The organism is Aliiroseovarius marinus, assembly GCF_050881025.1.
GTDB lineage: Bacteria > Pseudomonadota > Alphaproteobacteria > Rhodobacterales > Rhodobacteraceae > Aliiroseovarius > Aliiroseovarius marinus_A.
Map to the genome: position 1 here is coordinate 299,986 of NZ_JBNNXQ010000003.1, position 20,847 is coordinate 320,832.

Here is a 20,847-nt window from a genome sequence, read left to right on the forward strand (position 1 = left end):
AAGCGGTTTGAATGGCCTCATTTGGCGCGACTTTGTTAGAAGATAGATGTGAATAGTTAACAATGTAAAGCCTTTATGCCAATAAAATGTTGGCGCTAACAGGCTCATTGACATGCGAGGAAAATCAAGCGACGGTAGATTGTCAAAGCGCTTTGGCTAAGATTCGTGATCCATGTCGTGACAGGATTGCGAGGCAAGCAAGGCGGCGTTGTGATCCTGCGCAGGCATCCGGGGCGGTGTCGTTTATGGCTGTCTGGGCGCGGATCACGTCTGTTCTGGGAGGATGACATGAAGAAACGATATTTAGCAGGCGCGGCAGCTCTGGCGCTTCTGGCCGGAGGGGCGCAGGCAGATGATCACCTGGCCTTCACGCCGGGTGAGGGTCCGTTTGATTGGGACGGATATGCGGCCTGGGCGGAAACTGCGCCGGATCTGAAAGGCCAGACGGTGACGGTCTATGGCCCGTGGCTGAACCCGGAGGACGGGTTTTTCAACAATATGCTGGCGTATTTCGAAGCGGCGACCGGCGCGGATGTGATCTATACCGGGTCAGACAGTTTCGAACAGCAGATCGTGATCGATGCCGAAGCCGGATCAGCCCCCAATGTCGCGGTGTTCCCGCAGCCGGGTCTGGCTGCTGCGATGGCTGCCAAGGGGCAATTGGCGCCGCTTGGGGCAGGCATGGCGGATTGGGTGGCGCAGAACTATGCCGCCGGGCCGTCCTGGGTCGACCTGGGCACCTTCGCCGACAAAGATGGCGCCGATCAGATGTATGGCCTGTTTTACAATGTGAATGTGAAGTCGCTGGTCTGGTATTCGCCTGAAAACTTCGAAGATGCGGGCTATGAAGTGCCCGGCTCGATGGAAGAGCTGAAGGCATTGACCGAGCAGATCGTGGCAGATGGCGAGGTGCCATGGTGCATCGGTCTGGGGTCAGGCGCGGCCACGGGCTGGCCGGCCACTGACTGGGTCGAGGATATGATGCTGCGCACCGTATCGCCCGACGTTTATGACCAGTGGACCAAAAACGAGATCCCGTTCGACGACCCCCGCGTAATCAATGCGATCGAAGAGTTCGGATGGTTTGCCCGTGATGACGCGAAAGTGTCGGGCGGGGCTGGTGCCGTGGCCTCGACCGATTTCCGCGACAGTCCGAAAGGCATGTTTACCTCGCCGCCGCAGTGCTACATGCACCGTCAGGCCTCGTTCGTGCCTGCTTTCTTCCCCGAGGGCACCGAGTTCGGCGTGGACACCGATTTCTTCTACATGCCGTCTTATGCCGACAAGGATCTGGGCAACCCGGTTCTGGGCGGCGGCACCCTGATGGCGGTGACAAAGGCTTCGGACGCAACCATGGCCTTTATGGAGTTCCTCAAGCAGCCCATCGCGCATGAGGTGATGATGGCACAAACCGGGTTCCTGACGCCGCACAAAGGCGTGTCGCTTGACGCCTATAAGGACGACACCCTGCGCGGATTGGGGGAAATCCTTCTGGGCGCGACCACCTTCCGCTTTGACGGCTCTGATTTGATGCCCGGCGGCGTGGGGGCAGGCAGCTTCTGGACTGGCATGGTGGACTACACCGGCGGCAAGGATGCAACGGCTGTGGCCGCGGATATTCAGGCCTCTTGGGACGCGCTGAAGTAAGCCTGAGATGACAAAAGGCGTTTCGCAGGGCACGCTCTGCGGGACGCTATCCTGACCGCGCCATCTGAGGCAGGCGGACAGGAACAGGAGGGGACATCATGCATCCAGCCATATTGGGCCTTGTGACCATCGCCGTCGGTGTCGGTGCCTGTCTTGCCTATTTCTATTTTTCAAATCAACTGCTTGATAAGGTCATCTTCCCGGCGCGAGGCCCCAATGCCGGGCGCAACATCAACCGGGCCAACATGGTGCGGCCGTGGTTGTTTCTTCTGCCCGCCCTCGCGGCCTTGTCTCTTTACCTGGCTTATCCGGTCATCGAGACGCTGCGCCTGTCAATGACGGACGGGCGGGGTGATGGCGGGTTCATCGGGTTGAAGAACTATTCAGACATGTTTGCAGAGCCGAAGTTTCGCGAGGCCATGCGCAACAATGTCCTGTGGCTGTTGGTGGTGCCGGCGGCCTCGACCGGGTTTGGGCTTTTGGTGGCGCAGCTGACGGACCGGATCAAATGGGGCGGCATCGCCAAATCGCTGATATTCATGCCGATGGCGATCTCTTTCGTGGGTGCCTCGGTGATCTGGAAACTGATCTATGACGCGCGCCCGGATGGGTCCGAGCAGATCGGTATTCTGAACGCGATCTATATCTGGTTTGGCGGCGATGGCGCGCAAACCTGGCTGACTTTGCCCTTTTGGAACAATTTTTTCCTGATGATCGTGCTGATCTGGATTCAGACCGGGTTCGCCATGGTGATCCTGTCCGCCGCTCTGCGCGGCATTCCCGAAGAAACCATCGAGGCCGCCATTTTGGACGGCGCCGGTCCCTTCCGCATTTTCTTTCGTATCAAAGTGCCCCAGATCATGGGCACCATCGTCGTGGTCTGGACCACGATCACCATCGCCACGCTGAAGGTGTTCGACATCGTGTTCGCGATGACAAACGGCCAGTGGGAAACCCAAGTGCTGGCCAATTACATGTATGACAAGATGCTGCGCGGGTTGGACTGGGGCATGGCCTCGGCGGCCGCGATGATCATCATGCTGATGGTCACACCGATCCTTGTCTGGAACGTACACAACGCCCGCAAGGAAATGCGGTGAGGAGGGGCTGATGGAAAATATCGCAGGTCGCAAATCCGCCCTTGGCTGGGCTGTTCATCTCTCGGTCCTCATTCTGGTGGTGTTGTGGCTTTTGCCAACCGTGGGGCTGTTTGTGTCTTCGTTTCGCACCGGCGACCAGATCGCGGCGAGCGGCTGGTGGAAGGCGCTGACCACGCAAACGCAGATGAACCCCGCCATCCGCCTGTCCGGGGAAGAACGCGAAGAGGGGGGTGTCTTTGTGATCACCGGCCAGCTTTTTGAAAACGCGGGCGCAGAGGTCACGCGCTGGGGCACCTCGTCACGCGCGCCCGAAGCTTATCTGCCCGGTGACACGGCCGAACTGAAAAAGGATCGCACCCTTACGGTCGAGGCGGATGGGGGTTTCCGTTTCGAAGCGCAGGAAAGCCAAGAGGGCAAGCGCCTGCCGCGGGTTTTCACCACCGCCAGCGCGCCGCCCGAGTTCACCTTGGACAATTACCAGCTGATGCTCTTTGACGACAGCAATGCCGAGGGTATGGCGAAAGCGTTTTTCAACACGCTCACCGTGACCATTCCGGCCACCGTGATCCCTCTTTTGATTGCAGCTTTTGCCGCTTACGCCTTGGCATGGATGGATTTTCCGGGTCGCGCGCTGTTGATCGCCTTTGTGGTTGGCCTTTTGGTTGTGCCGCTGCAACTGGCGCTGATCCCGCTTTTGAAGCTTCACCTCGCCATCGGCATTGGCAAAGGCTATATGGGCGTTTGGCTCGCGCATACGGGCTTTGGGCTGCCGCTGGCGATCTATCTTTTGCGCAATTACATGGTCGGGCTGCCCAAGGACGTGATCGAAAACGCGCGGGTGGATGGGGCCACCGAATTTCAGATTTTCACCAAGATCATCCTGCCCCTGTCTTTCCCGGCGCTGGCCAGTTTTGCCATCTTCCAGTTCCTCTGGACATGGAATGACCTTCTGGTGGCCAAAGTGTTTTTGATTGACGCCACCGGCCAGACCACGGTCATGACCAACCAGATCGTCGAGCTTTTGGGCACGCGGGGCGGCAATTGGGAAATCCTTGCCACGGCGGCGTTCGTGTCAATCGCGGTGCCTTTGGCCGTGTTCTTCGCCATGCAGAAATATCTGGTACGCGGCCTGCTGGCCGGGTCCGTGAAATAAGACGCGCGGGTCATGAGCGGCCCGCGATAAGGAGACGACATGAATATGCAAGCCTCTGTTTCAAAGGGAAAACAGCTGGGGGGTGACACCAGCTGGTGGCGCGGGGCGGTGATCTATCAGGTCTATCCGCGCAGCTTTCAGGATGACAATGGCGACGGGGTCGGGGACCTGCGCGGGATCACCCGGCGGCTGCCGCATATCGCGTCACTGGGTGTCGATGCGGTCTGGATCTCGCCCTTCTTCACCTCTCCGATGAAAGATTTCGGATATGACGTCTCTGACTACTGTGACGTCGACCCGATGTTCGGCACGCTGGCCGATTTCGACGCGCTGATCGAGGCCGCGCATGGGCAGGGGCTGCGGGTGTTGATCGACCTTGTGCTCAGCCATACCTCGGATCAGCACGCGTGGTTTGGCGAAAGCCGGGCCGCACGCGACGGCGAAAAATCCGACTGGTATGTCTGGGCGGACCCTCAGCCGGATGGCACGCCGCCCAATAACTGGCTGTCCATTTTCGGCGGACCCGCGTGGCAGTGGGACGGGCAGCGGCAGCAATATTACCTGCACAATTTCCTCGCCTCGCAACCGGACCTGAACTTCCATTGCGACGCGGTGCAGGAGGCGCTTCTGGATGTGGCGCGGTTCTGGCTTGATCGCGGCGTGGACGGGTTCCGGCTCGATACGATCAACTTCTATGTGCATGACAAGGCGCTGCGGTCCAACCCGCCTTTGCCCGATGATCAGCGCAACGCCACCATTGCGCCGCAGGTGAACCCCTATAACCACCAGGAACATCTCTACGACAAGAACCAGCCGGAGAACCTCGATTTCCTGCGTCGCCTGCGCGCGGTGATGGACACCTATGGTGCAGCGGCGGTGGGCGAGGTTGGTGATGCGCAACGTGGGCTGGAAATTCTGGGGGAGTATACGGCGGGCGATGACCTGATGCAGATGTGCTATGCCTTTGAATTTCTTGCCAATGATCGGCCAACAGCCGCAGAAATCGCGCAGGTGATGGCACGCGTGCAGGCGGTTGCCGCGGATGGCTGGCCGTGCTGGGCCTTTTCCAACCATGACGTGCCACGTCACGCCACGCGCTGGAACATCGGGGCTGACGGGCTGAAGATGATGGCCACGCTGATGATGTGCCTGCGCGGCTCTGCCTGCATCTATCAAGGCGAAGAGCTGGGTCTTGCCGAGGCCGAGGTCGCCTTTGAAGACCTGCAAGACCCCTATGGCATCGAGTTCTGGCCGGAGTTCAAAGGCCGCGACGGCTGCCGCACCCCGATGGTCTGGCAGGCTGACGCGCCCAATGGCGGGTTCTCTGACGCGCGCCAGACATGGCTGCCCGTGGCAACAGATCATCTTGCGCAGGCAGTGGATCGGGCCGGAGACACTCCCGACGCGTTGATCCACCACTACCGCGCCGTGATTGCCCTGCGGCGCGCTCATCCCGCGCTGTCGCGTGGCGCCATGCAGGCTGTGACGGTCAAGGACAGCTGCCTGAGTTTTGAGCGCCTGACGGAGAGTGAGCGGCTTTATTGTGCGTTCAACCTGTCTGGTGACCCCGTGCCCGCGACGCTGCCTGAAGGCGGTGCCTGGCGGGTGATCCACGGCTCGCAGTCGGACCAGCTTGCGGGCTGGGGCGCGATGATTGCGATCCACGAAGGAGATCTCTGATGGCCACGCTGAACCTCACCGATGTGGTGAAATCCTATGGCGATGTGAACGTCTTGAACGACATCAATTTGGATATCGACACGGGCGAGCTGATTGTGTTTGTCGGGCCGTCGGGCTGCGGCAAGTCCACGCTTCTGCGCATGATTGCCGGGCTGGAAAGCATCACGGATGGCGTGCTGAAAATCGACGGGCAAGTGGTAAATGACGTACCGCCCAGCCAGCGCGGCATTGCCATGGTGTTCCAGAGCTATGCGCTCTACCCGCATATGACCGTGCGCGAAAACATGGCCTTTGCCTTGAAAATCGCGAAGAAATCGAAAGAAGAGATTGATGCCGCCATCGCGCGGGCCGCGTCTGCCTTGCAGTTGGAGCCTTATCTGGACCGCCTGCCCAAGGCGCTTTCAGGGGGGCAGCGCCAACGTGTGGCCATCGGGCGGTCCATCGTGCGCGACCCCAAGGTCTATCTGTTTGACGAACCGCTCTCGAACCTTGATGCCGCCCTGCGTGTGGCCACGCGGATCGAGATTTCGCAGCTGAAAGAAGCCATGCCCGACAGCACGATGATCTACGTGACCCATGATCAGGTCGAGGCGATGACCTTGGCCGACCGTATCGTGGTTCTGGCCGGCAAAGGGATCGCGCAGGTGGGCAGCCCGCTTGAACTTTACGAACGCCCGCGCACCGAGTTTGTCGCGCAGTTTATCGGCTCGCCCGCGATGAACCTGTTGCCCGGCACGGTGACGGCGACCGGGGCCGAAACACAGGTGACGCTGGCCGCAGGCGCTGTGGTCACGGTGCCGATCCCGACGGATGACGCGATGCAGGGCCGGGCGGTCAATCTGGGCGTGCGGCCCGAGGATTTCGTGCTGGCCGGAGATGGCGAGGCGATTTTCGAAGGTGCGGTCGAGATCGTCGAAGCCCTGGGCGAGGTTTCGCTTTTGTATATCCCGGCCGAACTGTCGGTGGGTGAGGGCGCGGACAGCGCCAATCAAACCCATCTGATCGCCAAGCTGCCCGGCATACACGAAGAGCTGAAAGGCCAGACCGTGCGCCTGCGCGCCGCGCCGACAAAGCTTCAGCTTTTCGCAGATGGGCTGTCGCTTCGGACCTGACCCAACAGGTTTTTCCGCACTCACGGAAAACCCCGTGGCAGCGCGGGGGCGGCGGGGGCCGCCCGCCCCACCCCCCCCCCCCCCCCCACCCCCGCTCCCCGCAGGGGCAGACGTGCCGAAGGCGGGTCGTGAACCTCTCTCTCTCGCCCACATCTTGCCCATCCGCGCCCACGTTGATATGGCGGGGGACAACGATTTTCACGAAGGGCGATCCCATGCGCGCAGAGGCTCAGAACAACGTCGATGCAATCGAGAAATCCCTGGCTCTTTTGCGCCAGCGGATTGGCTGGGAGACCGCGGAACATCGGCTGGAAGAGTTCAACGCGATGACCGAAGATCCGGACCTTTGGAACGATCCCGAGCGGGCACAGAAGCTGATGCGCGAACGTCAGTCGTTGCTGGATTCCGTGAATGCGTACAAATCTATGGCGCAGGACATGCAGGACAATATTGACCTGATCGAACTGGGCGAAATGGAAGAAGACGACGAGGTTGTGGCCGAGGCCGAGGCTAGCCTGAAGGCGCTGGTCGAAAAGGCCGCCGCCGCCGAGCTTGAAGCGCTTCTGGACGGCGAAGCAGACAGCAACGATACATTTCTCGAGATCAACTCGGGCGCGGGCGGCACGGAAAGCTGCGACTGGGCCTCGATGTTGGCGCGCATGTATGTCCGCTGGGCCGAGGCGCATGGCTACAAGGTTGAACTGCAGTCTGAAAGCGCGGGCGAAGAGGCGGGCATCAAATCTGCAGCCTATAAAATCTCGGGCCACAACGCTTATGGCTGGCTGAAATCGGAAAGCGGCGTGCACCGGCTTGTGCGCATTTCACCCTATGACAGTGCCGCCAAGCGCCACACGTCTTTCAGCTCGGTTTGGGTCTATCCGGTGGTCGACGACAATATCGAGATTGAAGTGAACCCGTCAGATATCCGCATCGACACCTACCGGTCGTCCGGCGCGGGTGGGCAGCACGTGAACACTACGGATTCGGCTGTGCGGATCACGCACATCCCAACGGGCATCGTCACCACCAGCTCGGTGAAATCGCAGCACCAGAACCGCGACATCGCGATGAAGGCTCTGAAGTCGCGCCTTTATCAGATGGAGCTGGACCGTCGCAACGCAGCCATCAACGAAGCCCATGAAAACAAGGGCGATGCGGGTTGGGGCAACCAGATCCGTTCCTATGTTCTGCAGCCCTATCAGATGGTGAAAGACTTGCGTTCGGGGCATGAAACCTCGGACACGAAAGGTGTGCTGGACGGCGATCTGGATGCGTTCATGGCTTCTGTGCTTGCGCAGGATGTGGCCGGAAAATCGAGGGCCGAGGCGAACGCGGAAGACTGATGCCAAACGGCGTGGCCTGCCGGGCCGATTTGCAGCTTGGGGGGCCTCGCTTCGCTCGGCGGATTTCATGCCTTCGGCGAAGGTATTTGGGACAAGAAAATGGGGCCACGCGGCCCCATCTTTGCTTTGGCTGGCTTTGCGTGGATCACCCGTCGATCTTGGCGCCCATGATGGCAATCGCCTGCTGGTAAACCGTTGCCGCGTTCCATTCCTTGATCACGCGGAAATTGGGTTGGCCTTCCTGATAGCCTTTGCCCGGTTTCCATCCCTTCTTGCGCAGGAAATGCGCGGTCGAGGCCAGCGCATCGGCCTTGTTATAAAGGTCCACACGCCCGTCACCCGAAGCATCCACCCCGTATTTCAGCGCATTGCCGGGCAAAAACTGCGTGTGACCCAGCTCGCCATGCTTTGCCCCGCGGGTGTTGCCGGTGATCGACCCGCGATCCACCAGTTTCAGGGCGCCAATCGCGTGGGGTTCGAAAAACTTCGAACGGCGGCAATCATAGGTCAGGGTGGTGATGGCGGACACGACCTTGGTGTCGCCCATGAACCCGCCAAAGGCTGTTTCCATGCCGTGAATGGCCAAGAGCACACCCGCCGGCACGCCATAGCGTTTCTCAAGAGCTGCATAGAAGCCGGGGTTGCCAGCCTTACGCTTGCGCCCCTGCGCAATGATCGTGTTTGACCCACGCACCTGCATGAATTTCGACAGGGAATACTTAAATGACTTCTGATTGCGGTCCGCGCGGATCGTGGCGGTTGAATATTGCGCCTGCGCCAGTGCCTTCAGCCCGGGGGTTTTCACACCCGCCGCTTTTGCGGTTTTGGCAAACCCGGCTTTCCAGCTTTCAAACCCGCTTGAGGTGTTGCCGCATTTCGCAGCCAGCGCGCCATGTGTTCCCAATGCCAATATGAAGCCGGTCGCGGCAAGTGTCCTGATAAGTTTCATGTAAACGGATCCCTCGTTCTAAATCGAAGAAACTGTCTCATATCTGGCTGAAATGGCAAGCCCAAGCGCGGGCCATGGCGCAGGGCAACATATTAACACATTCACAAACTTGACGGATGCGGTTTCAACCGCAACACTCTCTTCACGCGCGAAAAACCATAAAAACGTGCAGGGAGAGATTATGACGGACGCAACCCATCTGGAGGCCTCGCCACCGCCCAAGATCAATCAGATCGGCATGGCCGATATATTCGCCGCGCTCAGGGCAGGGTGGGCCGATTTTCGCAAAGCCCCGGCTTTTGGCTTTTTCTTTGCGCTGTTTTTTGTGATTGGCGGCATTGCGCTGTTCTTGGAATTGGGCGTTATGGGACAGAGCTACTGGATCATCCCGGTGGCCTTTGGTTTCCCGTTTCTTGCCCCGTTTCTGGCGGTTGGGCTTTATGATGTCAGTCGCCGGATCGAAACCGGAGAGAAGCTGGACTGGGCGCAGATCCTTGGTGTTGTTGTGAACCAGAAAGACCGGCAATTCCCGTCGATCGCCATGGTTCTGATCATGGGGTTCCTGTTCTGGATCTTCGTGGCCCATATCGTGTTCATGCTGTTCATGGGGCTGCAGCCGATGACAAATATCACCTCGAACTGGCAGGATGCTCTGCTGAACCGCAGCGGCATCACGATGCTGGCCGTGGGCAGCGCCATTGGGGCGGTGATGGCCTTTGTCGCCTTCGCGCTGACCGTGTGCAGCCTGCCGATGCTTCTGGACCGCGAAATGGATTTCATCTCGGCCATGATCCATTCCTTTCAGGCCGTGTTGCAAAACCTTGTGCCCATGCTGGCCTGGGGCATCATTATTTCGGCATTGCTGATCGTGGGCATGGTGCCGTTCTTCCTAGGGCTCTTTGTGATCCTGCCCCTGCTGGGCCATGCCACATGGCATCTTTACCGCCGGGTGATGAGCTTCGAGAGCTGACCCCCTGCGCCAGACAACAAAAAAGGCCGCTCAAGTGAGCGGCCTTTTGGTTTTAGATGTTTGGAACGGCGTGCGGGCTTATTCGCCTGTCTTGGCCGCGGCCGCTTTTGCCTTGGTCAGGGGGTCGTCCTGACGCTGCACCGAACCTTCGAAATGCGCGCCGCTTTCGATGGCGATGGTCTTGTGGATGATGTCGCCTTCGACCCGTGCGGTCGAGGTCAGACGCACCTTCAGGCCACGCAGACGGCCAATGATGCGGCCATTGATCACCACGTCGTCACCAACGACCTCACCTTTGACGGTGGCGCCTTCGCCAACGGTCAGCTGGTGGGCGCGAATGTCACCTTCGACGGTGCCTTCGACAATGATGTCTCCGGTGGATTTGACATCCCCCTTGATGACGATGTCCGACGACAAGGTGGATGCAGGCGGCTTGGCTTTCGGCGTGCTGGACGGCGCAGGCGGGGCCGAAGGGGCGGGCATTGCCGGCTTTTCGGCGGCAGGTGCCGCGGGCTTCTTTTCGGTTTCGCCAGCTTTCGGGCCCGGCTCATTGATCCTGCTTTTAGAAAACATCTCGTCCTGCCTTGATATAGATCATGGGGTTGATGGGCCGTCCGCCAACGCGCACTTCATAGTGAAGATGCGGGCCGGTTGAGCGCCCTGAATTTCCAATATCACCGATTCGCTCGCCGCGCGATACCCTTTGTCCTTTGGACACGCGCATGCGCGACAAATGGGCGTAACGGGTTTCGACACCAAATTCGTGCTGAATCTTGATCAGGCGCCCATAGCCCGAGGACCAAGACGCGCTTACGACCACACCATCAGCCGGTGCATAGATCGGGGTGCCAATGGGGGCTGCGAAATCCGTGCCGTTATGCATGCGCCCCCAGCGACGACCGAAGCCAGAGGTGAAACGAAACCCGGATTTCACCGGCATGCCAAAGGGCATTTTCTGCGCGGCGATCCGGTAAAGGTTCATCCGGTCCAGCTCTCCCAGAATGCGATTGGCACGTTCCGCGTCGGGGTCGGGCCCTTCGCCACGGGTGGACAGGATCATCGGCGTCAGCGGGCCGCCCTGACCGGAATAGCCACGGCGTACCTGGTTCAGGATGTGGTCGACGGACATGCCGGATTTGGCAAACATCTTGTCCAATGGCTCCAGCGAGATGGTCACGGCATCTTCAAGCTGGCGGAAAATCTGGTCGTTGCGCTCTTCGCGCAGACGCGCCTCGTACATCATGTCACGGGCGAAGTTTTCGGCGTTTTGGGCCTCGATGGCGATCTGGTCGCGCTCTGCTGCGGTGCGTTCCAGCGCCTCGGTCATGAAGGTCAGCGTGGCCGAGGCCTGAGCGGGCAGGGCGGCGGCCCCATTCGTGCCCTCTTCACGGGCTGCGGCCAGCATGGCTTCGACGCTGTCGATGGCGGTGTCACGTTCGCCCATGGTGCGGCGCAAAGTGGACTGGATCACTCCGATCCCGGTCTCAAGCTCTTTGCGGCGTTCTTCCGACGACAAAAGCTCGCTTTGCATTTCCGAGATTTGCGCCAGGGCCAGGTTGAAACGTTCCTGCGCTGCCGCCGCTTCTGACGCGCGGGTGTCGCGTTCATCAGACAAGGTCTGAAGGCGGTTTTCATAAAGCTGCTTTTCGCGCTTTGCCTGATCGCGCAGGTTTCCGGTGCCGATGGAATCCATCAATAGCACGGCTGTGGCGATGATCGACCAGGCGATAAAGGCGGCCGATCCGGTCCAGCCAAGCGCCTGAGTCAAAGGCGACAGGCGGATAAACCGCGTGCCATCTTCGGATCTGAGAAACAACCGCTGCTCCGGGAACGTCCGTTCCAGCAGGTGATTTACCTTATTGATCAAACGGTTATGCAAGTCCCAAATCCCGCTTTTTATCCCTTGTCCCCTGCCTGCGATGGGTGCGTGCTCTTACCGGCACGATCTGCAGACCCGTGGTGCTTACCGTGCCCGTCCCGCCCACGCAAGAAAATTTGGGGTTTTCATTGGTTTGGAGCCTGTGGCGGGCGGGATTTTGCCGACGCGATAAAGCGTCATCCGTGTTCCTGTCCCGGTTTGCCGCCATGCCGCCTGCGCAGTTGCCCCGCGTGCGCCTGCCTTATCCGGGCGTGCCACGGTTGCGGGCGGCGGTTTCTTCGGCCAATGGCCAATAGAAATCCGGCGGCAACCCGGCCTCGGCCCGTTTTTCTTCGTTGAACGGCGGTTTGAGGGCGCCGTGGAAATAGCGCCGAACAAGATCGTGGAAGGTCTCTTTCGGGTCCAGTTCATGGCGCCCACACAGAAAGTGGAACCATTTCGACCCATAGGCCACATGGCCCACTTCCTCGGCATAGATCACTTCAAGCGCTGCGACAGTGTCGGTCAGCCCTGCCTTGCGGAAGACCTCGATCATGCCCGGCGTGACATCCAGCCCGCGCGCCTCAAGCACCATCGGCACCACGGCCAGCCGGCCCAGCAGGTCATCCGCCGTATCTTCGGCCGCGCGCCACATGCCCGCATGGGCGGCCAGCGCGCCATAGTGGCTGTCCAGCGCTTCAAGGCAGTCGCATACAAGGTTGAAATGCTTGGCTTCTTCGTCAGCGGCCTTCACCCAGTCATCGTAAAACCCAAGCGGCATGGGTGTGTCGGTGAAGCGCGCGATGATGTCCCAGTGCAGGTCGACCGCGTTCAGTTCAATATGGGCCACGGCGTGCAAAAGCGCGATCTGGCCGGGGCGCGATCCGGGGCGGCGGCGGGGCACATCACGCGGGTCTTTCAATTCGGGCGCATCGGGGCGTGCGGGAAAGTCGGGCGGGGTGGCTTGGCCGATCAGCGTGGCGCGATCATCCAGGGGCGCAACAATCGCACCGCTATTGCGCGCCTCGAACCACGCGGCCGCATAACGCCGTGCCAGCGCGGTTTTCTCGCGGCCATCGGCGGTCCGCAGCACCGCGTCGGCCATTTGGGCCAAAGGCAAGGGCAGCGCGGTCATGCGCCGACCAGTGCGCGCGCCGCGGCCAGCACCTCGTCTGCATGGCCTTTCACCTTCACCTTGTGCCAGGCTTGCGCGATCTTGCCATCCGGGCCGATCAGGAAGGTGGTGCGGGTGATGCCCATATAGGTGCGGCCATAGTTCTTTTTCTCACCCCATGTGCCGTAGCGTTCACAAACATCATTATCGGCATCAGACAAAAGCGGGACCGAGAAGCCCTGTTTGGCCCGAAAATTCTCGTGCCGTTTCAGGCTGTCCTTTGACAGGCCGAAAACTTGCACACCCAGCGCGTCAAACTGTTCTTTGAGCGCCGAAAAATCGAGCGCTTCGGTGGTGCAGCCGGGGGTCGAGTCCTTGGGATAAAAATAAAGCACGACGGGCGCCGGGGCGAGGGCGGACAGGGTGACCGGGTCGCCGCCATCCTGCGGAAGGGTGAAATCCGGCGCAATATCGCCTGCTGAAAGCATTTTTTCGGTCATTGTCTTGGAATTCCCCGCGGCTTGTCTCTAGGCTTGGTCAGGGTTTTGTTCTACGCCTGTTTTCAGCGGGATGGAAGATCACCCGTCAGGTTGTGGCGCCTTTCAACGGGCAGGCAGGCAGAGATCATGCAGGACGCGGATCAGGACGCTGATAAGACGACGCCCAAGGGGCGCACGGAGGGCGACGTGCCCGCCGATCGCCCGGATGTGTCTGCTGAAAAGTCCGGGGATTCGCCTCAGGAGGCATCGGACAAGTTCGAGGCGGCAGAGGTCGCTGTTCTGAGTGCCGCAGGCGAAACCAACACCCGGCGCGGTGTTTTTGGACAGGTGTTGCGCAAAGCGGGGCAGGTGATCACCTCATCGGATGCGCGCAATGATGAGAATAAGGTTTCTGGAGACAACGCGGAAATGGCAGGCACCGCGCCCGACACGGGGGCGGGTGCAGAGGTCGAAACCGAGCCAGACACTGAACAGAACACGGCACAGGACACGGGGCTGCAAGACGCGCCAGAGGGTCCCGCGCCAGAGTTGCAGGCAGCGTCAGAGGCAGACGTCACGCTGCGCGCAGAACCCGAACAAGAGCCGGAGGAAGAGCCCGAACCGGTGCCTTCCGCTGTTGCAGACGCTGACCCTGACGCACCAGACGCAGATGATCCGGGCGTGGACACTCCTGCGATTGTCGCCGTACCACCGGGGGCCCAGAAACCCGGAAAAGGGCCATCCCGGCGCGCGCGGCGCAAGGCCAAGATTGACGCGATGTTGCCGCCGGATCGTCACCGGTATCTGCGCCGCCGCCGGCGTTGGCATTTCAGCATCTGGTCGGTGCTTTTCCTTGTGCTGGCGGTGCTGTTTCTGGGGCTGTTTTCGATGTCGCTTACCGGGCGGGTGGTGACGCTGCCAGAGGCATTGGTGCGGCAGGTCGAGACAGCGATCAACAAACAGGCGGCCCCGGTCAGCATCAGCCTGTCGCGGGTTGAATTGGGGGTCAGCCCCAAGGGACGCGCGCGGGTGCGCCTGGTTGATCTTGGCGTGCGCGACGGCACTGGGCTGGAACTTGGGCGCATCAATGCGCTCGAGGGTGCTTTGCTGATGGGGCCGGTCTTTGCCGGACGTGCCGAACCTGCCTCGCTGGCTCTGTCAGGCGCGCAGATCACCGTGCGGCGCAACGCGGATGGCGCATTTGATCTGAGCTTTGGGCAGGGTGTTGGGGCCAGTGGCGATCTGGCGACCATGCTTGATCGTGTGGACGAATTGTTTGCCAAGGGGGTGTTGGCGCAGACCGTGGGGATTTCGGCGGATGCGCTGACCATCACGCTGGAAGACGCGCGTTCGGGCCGGTTGTGGCAGGTCACCGATGGGCGGCTTGATGTCAGCCAAAGCGACGACGCGGTGGATATGACGCTGGCGTTTGATGTGTTTAATCAAACCGAAACACTGGCGGAAACCGTGCTGGGGTTCCGGTCTGTCAAAGGGTCCTCCGAGGCACAGCTGACCGCGACATTCAAAAACGCCCTGTCGCGCGATATCGCGGCACAATCGCCGCTTTTGACCTTTCTGGGCGTACTCGATGCGCCCATTTCCGGCGCCTTGCGCACAGCGATTGATGAAACCGGGGCCATTGCGGATCTGGCAGGCACGCTGGAATTTGGCGCGGGCACCTTGTCGCCGGACCCCGGTGTGCAGCCCGTGTCCTTCACCGGGGGCAAGGTTTATCTGGACTATGATCCTGAACGCGAACGCATGCAGTTTGCGCAGATGTCGCTGAAGTCTGATTGGGGCGAGGCGCAGGCCTCGGGCCATGCCTATTTGCGCGGCTGGTCCGGTGGCTGGCCCAGCGAGTTGATCGGACAACTGGAGCTGGCAGGCGCACGGTTCAGCCCGCCGGATGTGCTGGAAGCGCCGGTAGAGCTGGGCGCGGGGGCTGCCGATTTCCGGCTGTCGCTTGATCCGTTCCAGATCGAGCTGGGGCAGTTCACCATGACCCATGATGGCAGTCTGGTGCGCGGGTCCGGGTCGGCCAAAGCCGGTTCACAGGGCTGGACCCTTGCCATGAACATGCAGGCAGATCGCGTGGACCCGGATCACGTGACAGCCCTTTGGCCGGTGAACCGTGGCAAACGCACCCGCACCTGGGTGCGCGACAACATCACCAAGGGGCATTTCAACAATGTGAACGTGGCCTGGCGCAAACAGCCTGATGCGCCGGCAAGCACATACCTTAGCGCGGGGTTCACCGGGGTGACGGTGCGGGCCGTGAAGGGCATGGTGCCGATCGAGAACGCCTCGGGCCGGTTCACCATTGATGATCGGCGCCTTGTGGTGTCGGCGGATCAGGGCATCCTGCGCCCGCTTGCGGGGAATGGCAAAGTGGCGGGTGTGCTGAATGCAAGTGGCACCAGTTTCATCGTGCCGCAAATGGCCCGCCCGCCCAAGGACCCTGACGCGGCGCCCGTGCCGGTGCCGGCCGAGGTTCGCCTGTCCGTGGATGGGCCGGTGCGTGCGATGCTCTACCTATTGGATGGCGCGCCGTTCCGGGTTTTCAAAGACAAGGCGCAGGGCGAAAACGGCATCGGGCCGGATATGGCCAGCGGGCAGGCCCGTGTCGGGGGCAAGATCAATCTGATGATGCAGCCCAAAATCCCGCCTGATGCGATCTCCTATGATCTGACCGGGCGGCTGAGCGGGGTCGAAAGCAGTCGCATCGTGGCCGGGCACAAACTGGAACTGCCGCGCGCGGATCTGAAGATGACCGACGAGATGTTGCAAATTTCCGCGCAAGGCAGCCTGTCGGGCGTGCCCGTGTCCGGGCGCTGGGAACAGGCGATGTCGAAGGGCAAAGCGGCGCCGCAATCAACGGTCAGCGGCGCGCTGACCCTAAACGCCGCCTTTCTGGATGCGTTTAAGATCGGCTTGCCTAAGGGCTCTGTGTCCGGGGCTGCCAAGGGGCGCTACAAGATTACGCTTGAGAAGGGCAAAGCCCCCCGGATGTCGCTGGAGGCCGGGCTGAAAGGGTTGGGGCTGTCCATCGCCCCCTTGGGGTGGTCCAAGGCGAAAGGCAGCGAGGGGCAAGTGTCGCTGACCGGCACGCTTGGCCCGACGCCCTATATTGACCAAATCGCCCTCAGCGCGCCCGGATTGTCTGCAGCCGGCAGCATTCGCGTTGCGGATGGCGGCGGGCTTGATGCCGCCAAGTTCGACCGGGTCAAGCTGGGCGGCTGGCTTGACGCCCCGGTGACCCTGACGGGGCGTGGTGCGGGCAAGCCGGTGGCGGTGAATGTGACCGGCGGGCGTGTTGATATGCGGCGTGCCACACTTGGGTCAGGCAAGGGCAGCGGCGGGGCAGGCGGCGATATGCCCATTTCGATCATTCTTGATCAGTTGACCATTTCCGAAGGCATCACGCTGACACGGTTTGAGGGGGATTTCACCTCTGGCAGCACAGGGCTTTCAGGCAGGTTCCGCGGGCGCGTCGGCGGTGGGCCGGAAATTCGCGGCAGCGCGGCCCCCCAGCCCAAAGGCACCGCCTTTCGCATCTCGGCCACGGATGCGGGGGCTGTGCTGAAAGCGGCGGGCGTGTTCAAGAATGCGCGCGAAGGCAAGCTGGAGCTGATCCTGGCACCGGGCGGCGGCAAGGGCGTCTATGAAGGCAACCTGAAGATCGAGGATAATATCGACATTCACAATGCCCCCGCGCTGGCCGAGCTTTTGTCCGCCATATCGGTCATTGGCCTGTTGCAGCAGCTGGGCGGCAAGGGGATTTCCTTTACCGATGTGGACGCGCGCTTCCGGCTCGATCCTGAAAAGGTCACGATCTATGAAAGCGCGGCATCGGGGCATTCCATGGGCATCTCGATGGATGGCTATTACTTCCTTGGATCAGGGCAGATGAAGATGCAGGGGGTGATTTCACCCTTCTACGCGGTGAATTCTGCGGGCCGTATCTTTGCGCGCCGTGGCGAGGGGCTCGTGGGGTTCAATTATGGGCTGTCAGGCACTCCGGCCGCACCGCAGGTGTCGGTCAATCCCCTGTCGCTGTTCACTCCGGGGTTCTTTCGCGACATTTTCCGGCGCGACCCTCCGCCAAGGCCAGAATGACGCGCGATGATTGACCTTTGCCCCGCACCGGCCTACACGCGCGGCCATGAAACTGAGTGATTTTGATTTCGACCTGCCAGAAGAACTGATCGCGACGCGCCCCGCGCGCCCGCGCACGGCGAGCCGTCTGCTGGTGGTCCAGCCCGATCAGATGACGGATGCCCATGTGGGGGATTTGCCCGGCTGGCTGCGTCCCGGCGACCGGCTTGTGCTGAACGACACCAAAGTCATTCCGGGCCGCCTTTTTGGCACGCGCACCCGGCCGGGACAGGCGCCGGGCGAAGGTGTTGCACAGATTGAGGTCACGCTGTTGTCCCCCGATGGGGCCGGGCTGTGGCATGCGATGGCCAAACCCCTGCGCAAGTTGAAGGAAGGGGACCAGATCGTCTTTTCCGATGCGCTGTCTGCGCGCTTTGAAGGGCGGGATGACGATCAGGCCATTCTGCGTTTCAACTGTGAAGGTGATGCGTTTGACGCGGCGATCGAGGCGGCGGGGAAGATGCCGCTGCCGCCCTATATCGCGGCCAAACGTGCGGCTGACGCACAGGACAACGAGGACTATCAGACTGTCTTTGCCGAGCGCACAGGCGCTGTGGCCGCGCCCACCGCGTCGCTGCATTTCGACGCGGAACTACTGGCAAAGATCGAGGCGATGGGCGTGGGTCTGACCCGTGTCACGCTGCATGTGGGGGCTGGCACGTTCCTTCCTGTGAAAGTGGACGACATTGCCGACCACAAGATGCACGCGGAATGGGGTGAAGTGACCAAAGAGGCCGCCGATCAGATCAACGCCACAAAAGCCGCGGGCGGGCGGGTGATCCCGGTGGGCACCACGGCGCTCAGGCTGATTGAAACTGCGGCGCAGGCGACGGGAGCGATGACCCCATGGGTGGGCGCGACCGATATTTTCATCACGCCGGGCTTCAAGTTTCAGGTCGCTGATGGGTTGATGACCAATTTTCACCTGCCGAAATCGACCCTGATGATGCTGGTGTCCGCGCTGATGGGCACAGACCGCATCCGGCAGGTCTATGACCATGCGATCCAGAGCCGCTACCGGTTCTTTTCTTATGGGGACAGCTCGCTGCTTCTGCCCTGAAAAGCCGGAACGCGACGCCAAGGGGTCGCGAATTGTCAAGAGACCGTCATCCGCCCGCGCTAGTCTGTCCCTTACAGGTTTTAAACTCATGCGTTTCAACCTCTTGTTGAGGCGCATAGGCCGTCGAAGGGCGCGAAACCTATCAATTGTGTGGTCGTTTCGAGATCAAGTTGTCGCGCAGCTTAGTCTCGAAGCGCTTTAGATCAGTCAGGGACGACATGCTTCAGGTTCTCACAAGCTCATGGGCGCTTTTGCTCGGGATGATGCTGCTTATGGTTGGCAACGGGGTGCAGGGCACGCTTCTGGGCATCCGGGGCGGGCTTGAAGGCTTTTCGACCTTCGAGCTGTCCGTCGTCATGTCCGGCTATTTCGCGGGCTTCCTGTTTGGATCGCGTATGGCGCCCATCATGATCCGCCGTGTGGGGCATGTGCGGGTCTTTGCCGCCCTTGGCTCTTTCATCTCGGCGGTGCTGATCCTGTACCCGGCGATGAATGACCCCTGGGCGTGGAGTGCGCTTCGGGTGATTGTGGGTTTCTGTTTTTCGGGCGTCTATGTCACCGCCGAAAGCTGGCTGAACAACGCCGCTGACAATGAAAACCGCGGCAAGGCGCTGTCGCTTTACATGTTTGTGCAGATGGTCGGGATCATCGCGGCACAAGGGCTTTTGGTGGTGGGCGACCCGCAGGACTTCATCCTGTTCATCATCCCCTCGGTGCTGGTGTCGATCGCCTTTGCGCCGATCCTTCTGTCGATCAACCCGACCCCGGCCTATGAGACGACCAAAGGTCTGAGCCTGCGCGAGCTTTTTGTCATCTCGCCCCTTGGCTGCGTTGGGTTTTTGATCCTTGGCGGCGTCTTTGCCGCGCAGTTCGGCATGGCCTCGGTCTTTGGACAGCAGGCGGGGCTGTCGGTGGCGCAGATCTCTGGCTTCGTGTCGACCTTCTATATTGGCGGCTTGGTGCTGCAATACCCGATTGGCTGGATTTCGGATCGTATGGACCGCCGGGTGCTTATTCTGATCGTGACCGTTGTGGCGGCCTGTGCGGGGCTTTTGCCGGTGGTGCTGGGCACGCATTATGCGCTGCTTTTGGTGGCGGCCTTCCTGATGGGGGGCATGACGAACCCGCTTTACGCGCTTTTGCTGGCCTACGTGAATGACTTTCTGGACCCTGATGACATGCCTGCCGCCTCGGCTGGTCTGATCTTCATCAACGGCATCGGTGCGATTGCCGGCCCGATCGTGTCGGGTTGGGTCATGGGGGTGATGGGGCCTGCAGGCTTCTGGTTCTATATGTCGGTGCTGCTTGTGGTGCTTTTGGCCTATGGCTTGTGGCGCACCACCCAGCGCGCAGCACCTGCGCCGGATGAAACCAGTGCGTTTGTCACCATGGCGCCCGCTGCCTCGCCCGTGGCTGTCGATATGGCGCATGAGTTTTGGGCGGATGAGGCCGAAGCCGCAGAAGAGGAGAGCTGACCCGAGCCGCTGCCTGTGCCATTGGGCTTGCAGCTTTCAGCCACAACGCTAGGCTGAGGGCAGGGAGGACCACATGGCAACACCCACAGAGATCATCCGGTTTTGGGTCGACGAAACCGGGCCCGAGGGCTGGTATAACGGCTCTGATGCGTTGGACAGCACGATCAGATCGCGCTTTTTAGAGGACTGGCAGGCCGCACAGGCCGGTCAGCTGACCGATTGGCAGGTCAGCGCCAAGGGCACGCTGGCATTTCTGATCCTGACCGATCAGTTCCCACGCAATATGTTTCGCGGTGACGCGCGCTCTTTTGCGACGGATGAGGCGGCTCTGACCTGTGCAGATGCGGCCATCCGCGCCGGTCTGGATTTGCAGATCGACCTGCCCACGCGACAGTTTTTCTATATGCCCTTCATGCACAGCGAGCGGCTTTCCGATCAGGATCGATGCATCGCGCTGATGCAGGACCGCATGTCGGACCCGCGCGGGGCAGGGGATACGTTACACGCGCGCGTACACCGCGAAATCATCCGCATGTTTGGCCGGTTTCCATATCGCAATGATGCGCTGGGGCGTGACAGCAGCTCGGCCGAGACCGCCTTTATCAAGGATGGCGGATATGCCAGCATTCGTGACGCGATGCAAAAAGGCGATGTCTGACCGTGAACTTGCTGGGTTTCGCTAGGTGACTAGCAGGGTTTCGCTGAGGTAATTGATCCGTTGAACAAAATAGTTTAATGGCAAACTACTTTTT

The 20,847-nt window shown here is 60.8% G+C and carries 16 protein-coding genes; 11 read left to right on the forward strand and 5 right to left on the reverse strand.

From position 1 onward, the window contains the following. Positions 1 to 288 precede the first annotated feature (288 nt). The 6 genes from ACRY08_RS10700 to prfB all read left to right on the forward strand — a co-directional run bounded on the left by ACRY08_RS10700 (position 289) and on the right by prfB (position 8,035). Complete coding sequence (locus ACRY08_RS10700) at positions 289 to 1,647, forward strand: ABC transporter substrate-binding protein (RefSeq protein ID WP_432449912.1); 1,359 nt, start codon at positions 289 to 291, stop codon at positions 1,645 to 1,647. A 98-nt stretch (positions 1,648 to 1,745) separates the two neighbouring features. Then, the gene (locus ACRY08_RS10705) at positions 1,746 to 2,747 is read left to right on the forward strand and encodes a carbohydrate ABC transporter permease (protein WP_432449913.1); all 1,002 of its coding nucleotides are present in this window, start codon (positions 1,746 to 1,748) and stop codon (positions 2,745 to 2,747) included. 10 nt (positions 2,748 to 2,757) lie between these two features. Next, positions 2,758 to 3,900: a carbohydrate ABC transporter permease gene (locus ACRY08_RS10710; RefSeq protein ID WP_432449914.1), complete on the forward strand. Its 1,143-nt coding sequence runs from the start codon at positions 2,758 to 2,760 to the stop codon at positions 3,898 to 3,900. Positions 3,901 to 3,939: 39 nt separating this feature from the next. Further along, positions 3,940 to 5,580: an alpha-amylase family glycosyl hydrolase gene (locus ACRY08_RS10715; protein WP_432449915.1), complete on the forward strand. Its 1,641-nt coding sequence runs from the start codon at positions 3,940 to 3,942 to the stop codon at positions 5,578 to 5,580. After that, on the forward strand, positions 5,580 to 6,692 hold the full coding sequence (locus ACRY08_RS10720) for an ABC transporter ATP-binding protein (RefSeq protein ID WP_432449916.1): 1,113 nt from the start codon (positions 5,580 to 5,582) through the stop codon (positions 6,690 to 6,692). The genes ACRY08_RS10715 and ACRY08_RS10720 overlap by 1 nt, the downstream gene beginning before the upstream one ends. Before the next feature lie 215 nt (positions 6,693 to 6,907). After that, positions 6,908 to 8,035, forward strand: coding sequence for a peptide chain release factor 2 (prfB, locus tag ACRY08_RS10725; RefSeq protein WP_432449917.1), 1,128 nt, complete (start codon positions 6,908 to 6,910; stop codon positions 8,033 to 8,035). A gap of 145 nt (positions 8,036 to 8,180) precedes the next feature. Here prfB and ACRY08_RS10730 read toward each other — a convergent pair whose 3' ends face one another. Beyond that, a complete protein-coding gene (locus tag ACRY08_RS10730; RefSeq protein ID WP_432449918.1) occupies positions 8,181 to 8,984 on the reverse strand; it encodes a lytic murein transglycosylase in 804 nt (267 codons plus the stop codon). Between the two features lie 181 nt (positions 8,985 to 9,165). On the opposite strand from ACRY08_RS10730, the gene ACRY08_RS10735 reads away from it, so the two are divergent. Continuing rightward, on the forward strand, positions 9,166 to 9,954 hold the full coding sequence (locus tag ACRY08_RS10735; RefSeq protein WP_432449919.1) for a DUF2189 domain-containing protein: 789 nt from the start codon (positions 9,166 to 9,168) through the stop codon (positions 9,952 to 9,954). 78 nt (positions 9,955 to 10,032) lie between these two features. On the opposite strand, the gene ACRY08_RS10740 is transcribed toward ACRY08_RS10735, so the two are convergent. The 4 genes from ACRY08_RS10740 to bcp form a co-directional block, all read right to left on the reverse strand. Continuing rightward, positions 10,033 to 10,527, reverse strand: coding sequence for a bactofilin family protein (locus ACRY08_RS10740; protein ID WP_432449920.1), 495 nt, complete (start codon positions 10,525 to 10,527; stop codon positions 10,033 to 10,035). Beyond that, positions 10,517 to 11,833: a DUF5930 domain-containing protein gene (locus ACRY08_RS10745; RefSeq protein WP_432449921.1), complete on the reverse strand. Its 1,317-nt coding sequence runs from the start codon at positions 11,831 to 11,833 to the stop codon at positions 10,517 to 10,519. Before ACRY08_RS10745 ends, ACRY08_RS10740 begins: the two co-directional genes overlap by 11 nt. A gap of 241 nt (positions 11,834 to 12,074) precedes the next feature. Beyond that, on the reverse strand, positions 12,075 to 12,947 hold the full coding sequence (locus ACRY08_RS10750) for a ferritin-like domain-containing protein (RefSeq protein WP_432449922.1): 873 nt from the start codon (positions 12,945 to 12,947) through the stop codon (positions 12,075 to 12,077). Further along, positions 12,944 to 13,426, reverse strand: a complete 483-nt coding sequence (bcp, locus tag ACRY08_RS10755; RefSeq protein ID WP_432449923.1) for a thioredoxin-dependent thiol peroxidase — start codon at positions 13,424 to 13,426, stop codon at positions 12,944 to 12,946. Before bcp ends, ACRY08_RS10750 begins: the two co-directional genes overlap by 4 nt. A 126-nt stretch (positions 13,427 to 13,552) precedes the next feature. Between bcp and ACRY08_RS10760 the strand changes: the two genes are divergently transcribed. From ACRY08_RS10760 to ACRY08_RS10775, 4 genes are all read left to right on the forward strand, one after another. Further along, positions 13,553 to 17,521: a hypothetical protein gene (locus ACRY08_RS10760; RefSeq protein WP_432449924.1), complete on the forward strand. Its 3,969-nt coding sequence runs from the start codon at positions 13,553 to 13,555 to the stop codon at positions 17,519 to 17,521. Positions 17,522 to 17,567: 46 nt separating this feature from the next. Beyond that, positions 17,568 to 18,620 carry a tRNA preQ1(34) S-adenosylmethionine ribosyltransferase-isomerase QueA gene (gene queA / locus ACRY08_RS10765; protein WP_432449925.1) on the forward strand — a complete coding sequence of 351 codons (1,053 nt, stop codon included), beginning with the start codon at positions 17,568 to 17,570 and terminating at the stop codon, positions 18,618 to 18,620. A gap of 218 nt (positions 18,621 to 18,838) precedes the next feature. Continuing rightward, the gene (locus ACRY08_RS10770; RefSeq protein WP_432449926.1) at positions 18,839 to 20,095 is read left to right on the forward strand and encodes an MFS transporter; all 1,257 of its coding nucleotides are present in this window, start codon (positions 18,839 to 18,841) and stop codon (positions 20,093 to 20,095) included. Positions 20,096 to 20,168: 73 nt separating this feature from the next. Continuing rightward, positions 20,169 to 20,753, forward strand: coding sequence for a DUF924 family protein (locus tag ACRY08_RS10775; RefSeq protein ID WP_432449927.1), 585 nt, complete (start codon positions 20,169 to 20,171; stop codon positions 20,751 to 20,753). The last annotated feature ends 94 nt before the right edge of the window (positions 20,754 to 20,847 follow it).

Bases quoted from the DNA above. Each gene is read 5' to 3' on its own strand.
- ACRY08_RS10700 (WP_432449912.1), top strand. From the start codon at position 289: ATGAAGAAACGATATTTAGCAGGCGCGGCAGCTCTGGCGCTTCTGGCC.
- ACRY08_RS10705 (WP_432449913.1), top strand. From the start codon at position 1,746: ATGCATCCAGCCATATTGGGCCTTGTGACCATCGCCGTCGGTGTCGGT.
- ACRY08_RS10710 (WP_432449914.1), top strand. From the start codon at position 2,758: ATGGAAAATATCGCAGGTCGCAAATCCGCCCTTGGCTGGGCTGTTCAT.
- ACRY08_RS10715 (WP_432449915.1), top strand. From the start codon at position 3,940: ATGAATATGCAAGCCTCTGTTTCAAAGGGAAAACAGCTGGGGGGTGAC.
- ACRY08_RS10720 (WP_432449916.1), top strand. From the start codon at position 5,580: ATGGCCACGCTGAACCTCACCGATGTGGTGAAATCCTATGGCGATGTG.
- prfB (WP_432449917.1), top strand. From the start codon at position 6,908: ATGCGCGCAGAGGCTCAGAACAACGTCGATGCAATCGAGAAATCCCTG.
- ACRY08_RS10730 (WP_432449918.1), bottom strand. From the start codon at position 8,984: ATGAAACTTATCAGGACACTTGCCGCGACCGGCTTCATATTGGCATTG.
- ACRY08_RS10735 (WP_432449919.1), top strand. From the start codon at position 9,166: ATGACGGACGCAACCCATCTGGAGGCCTCGCCACCGCCCAAGATCAAT.
- ACRY08_RS10740 (WP_432449920.1), bottom strand. From the start codon at position 10,527: ATGTTTTCTAAAAGCAGGATCAATGAGCCGGGCCCGAAAGCTGGCGAA.
- ACRY08_RS10750 (WP_432449922.1), bottom strand. From the start codon at position 12,947: ATGACCGCGCTGCCCTTGCCTTTGGCCCAAATGGCCGACGCGGTGCTG.
- bcp (WP_432449923.1), bottom strand. From the start codon at position 13,426: ATGACCGAAAAAATGCTTTCAGCAGGCGATATTGCGCCGGATTTCACC.
- ACRY08_RS10760 (WP_432449924.1), top strand. From the start codon at position 13,553: ATGCAGGACGCGGATCAGGACGCTGATAAGACGACGCCCAAGGGGCGC.
- queA (WP_432449925.1), top strand. From the start codon at position 17,568: ATGAAACTGAGTGATTTTGATTTCGACCTGCCAGAAGAACTGATCGCG.
- ACRY08_RS10770 (WP_432449926.1), top strand. From the start codon at position 18,839: ATGCTTCAGGTTCTCACAAGCTCATGGGCGCTTTTGCTCGGGATGATG.
- ACRY08_RS10775 (WP_432449927.1), top strand. From the start codon at position 20,169: ATGGCAACACCCACAGAGATCATCCGGTTTTGGGTCGACGAAACCGGG.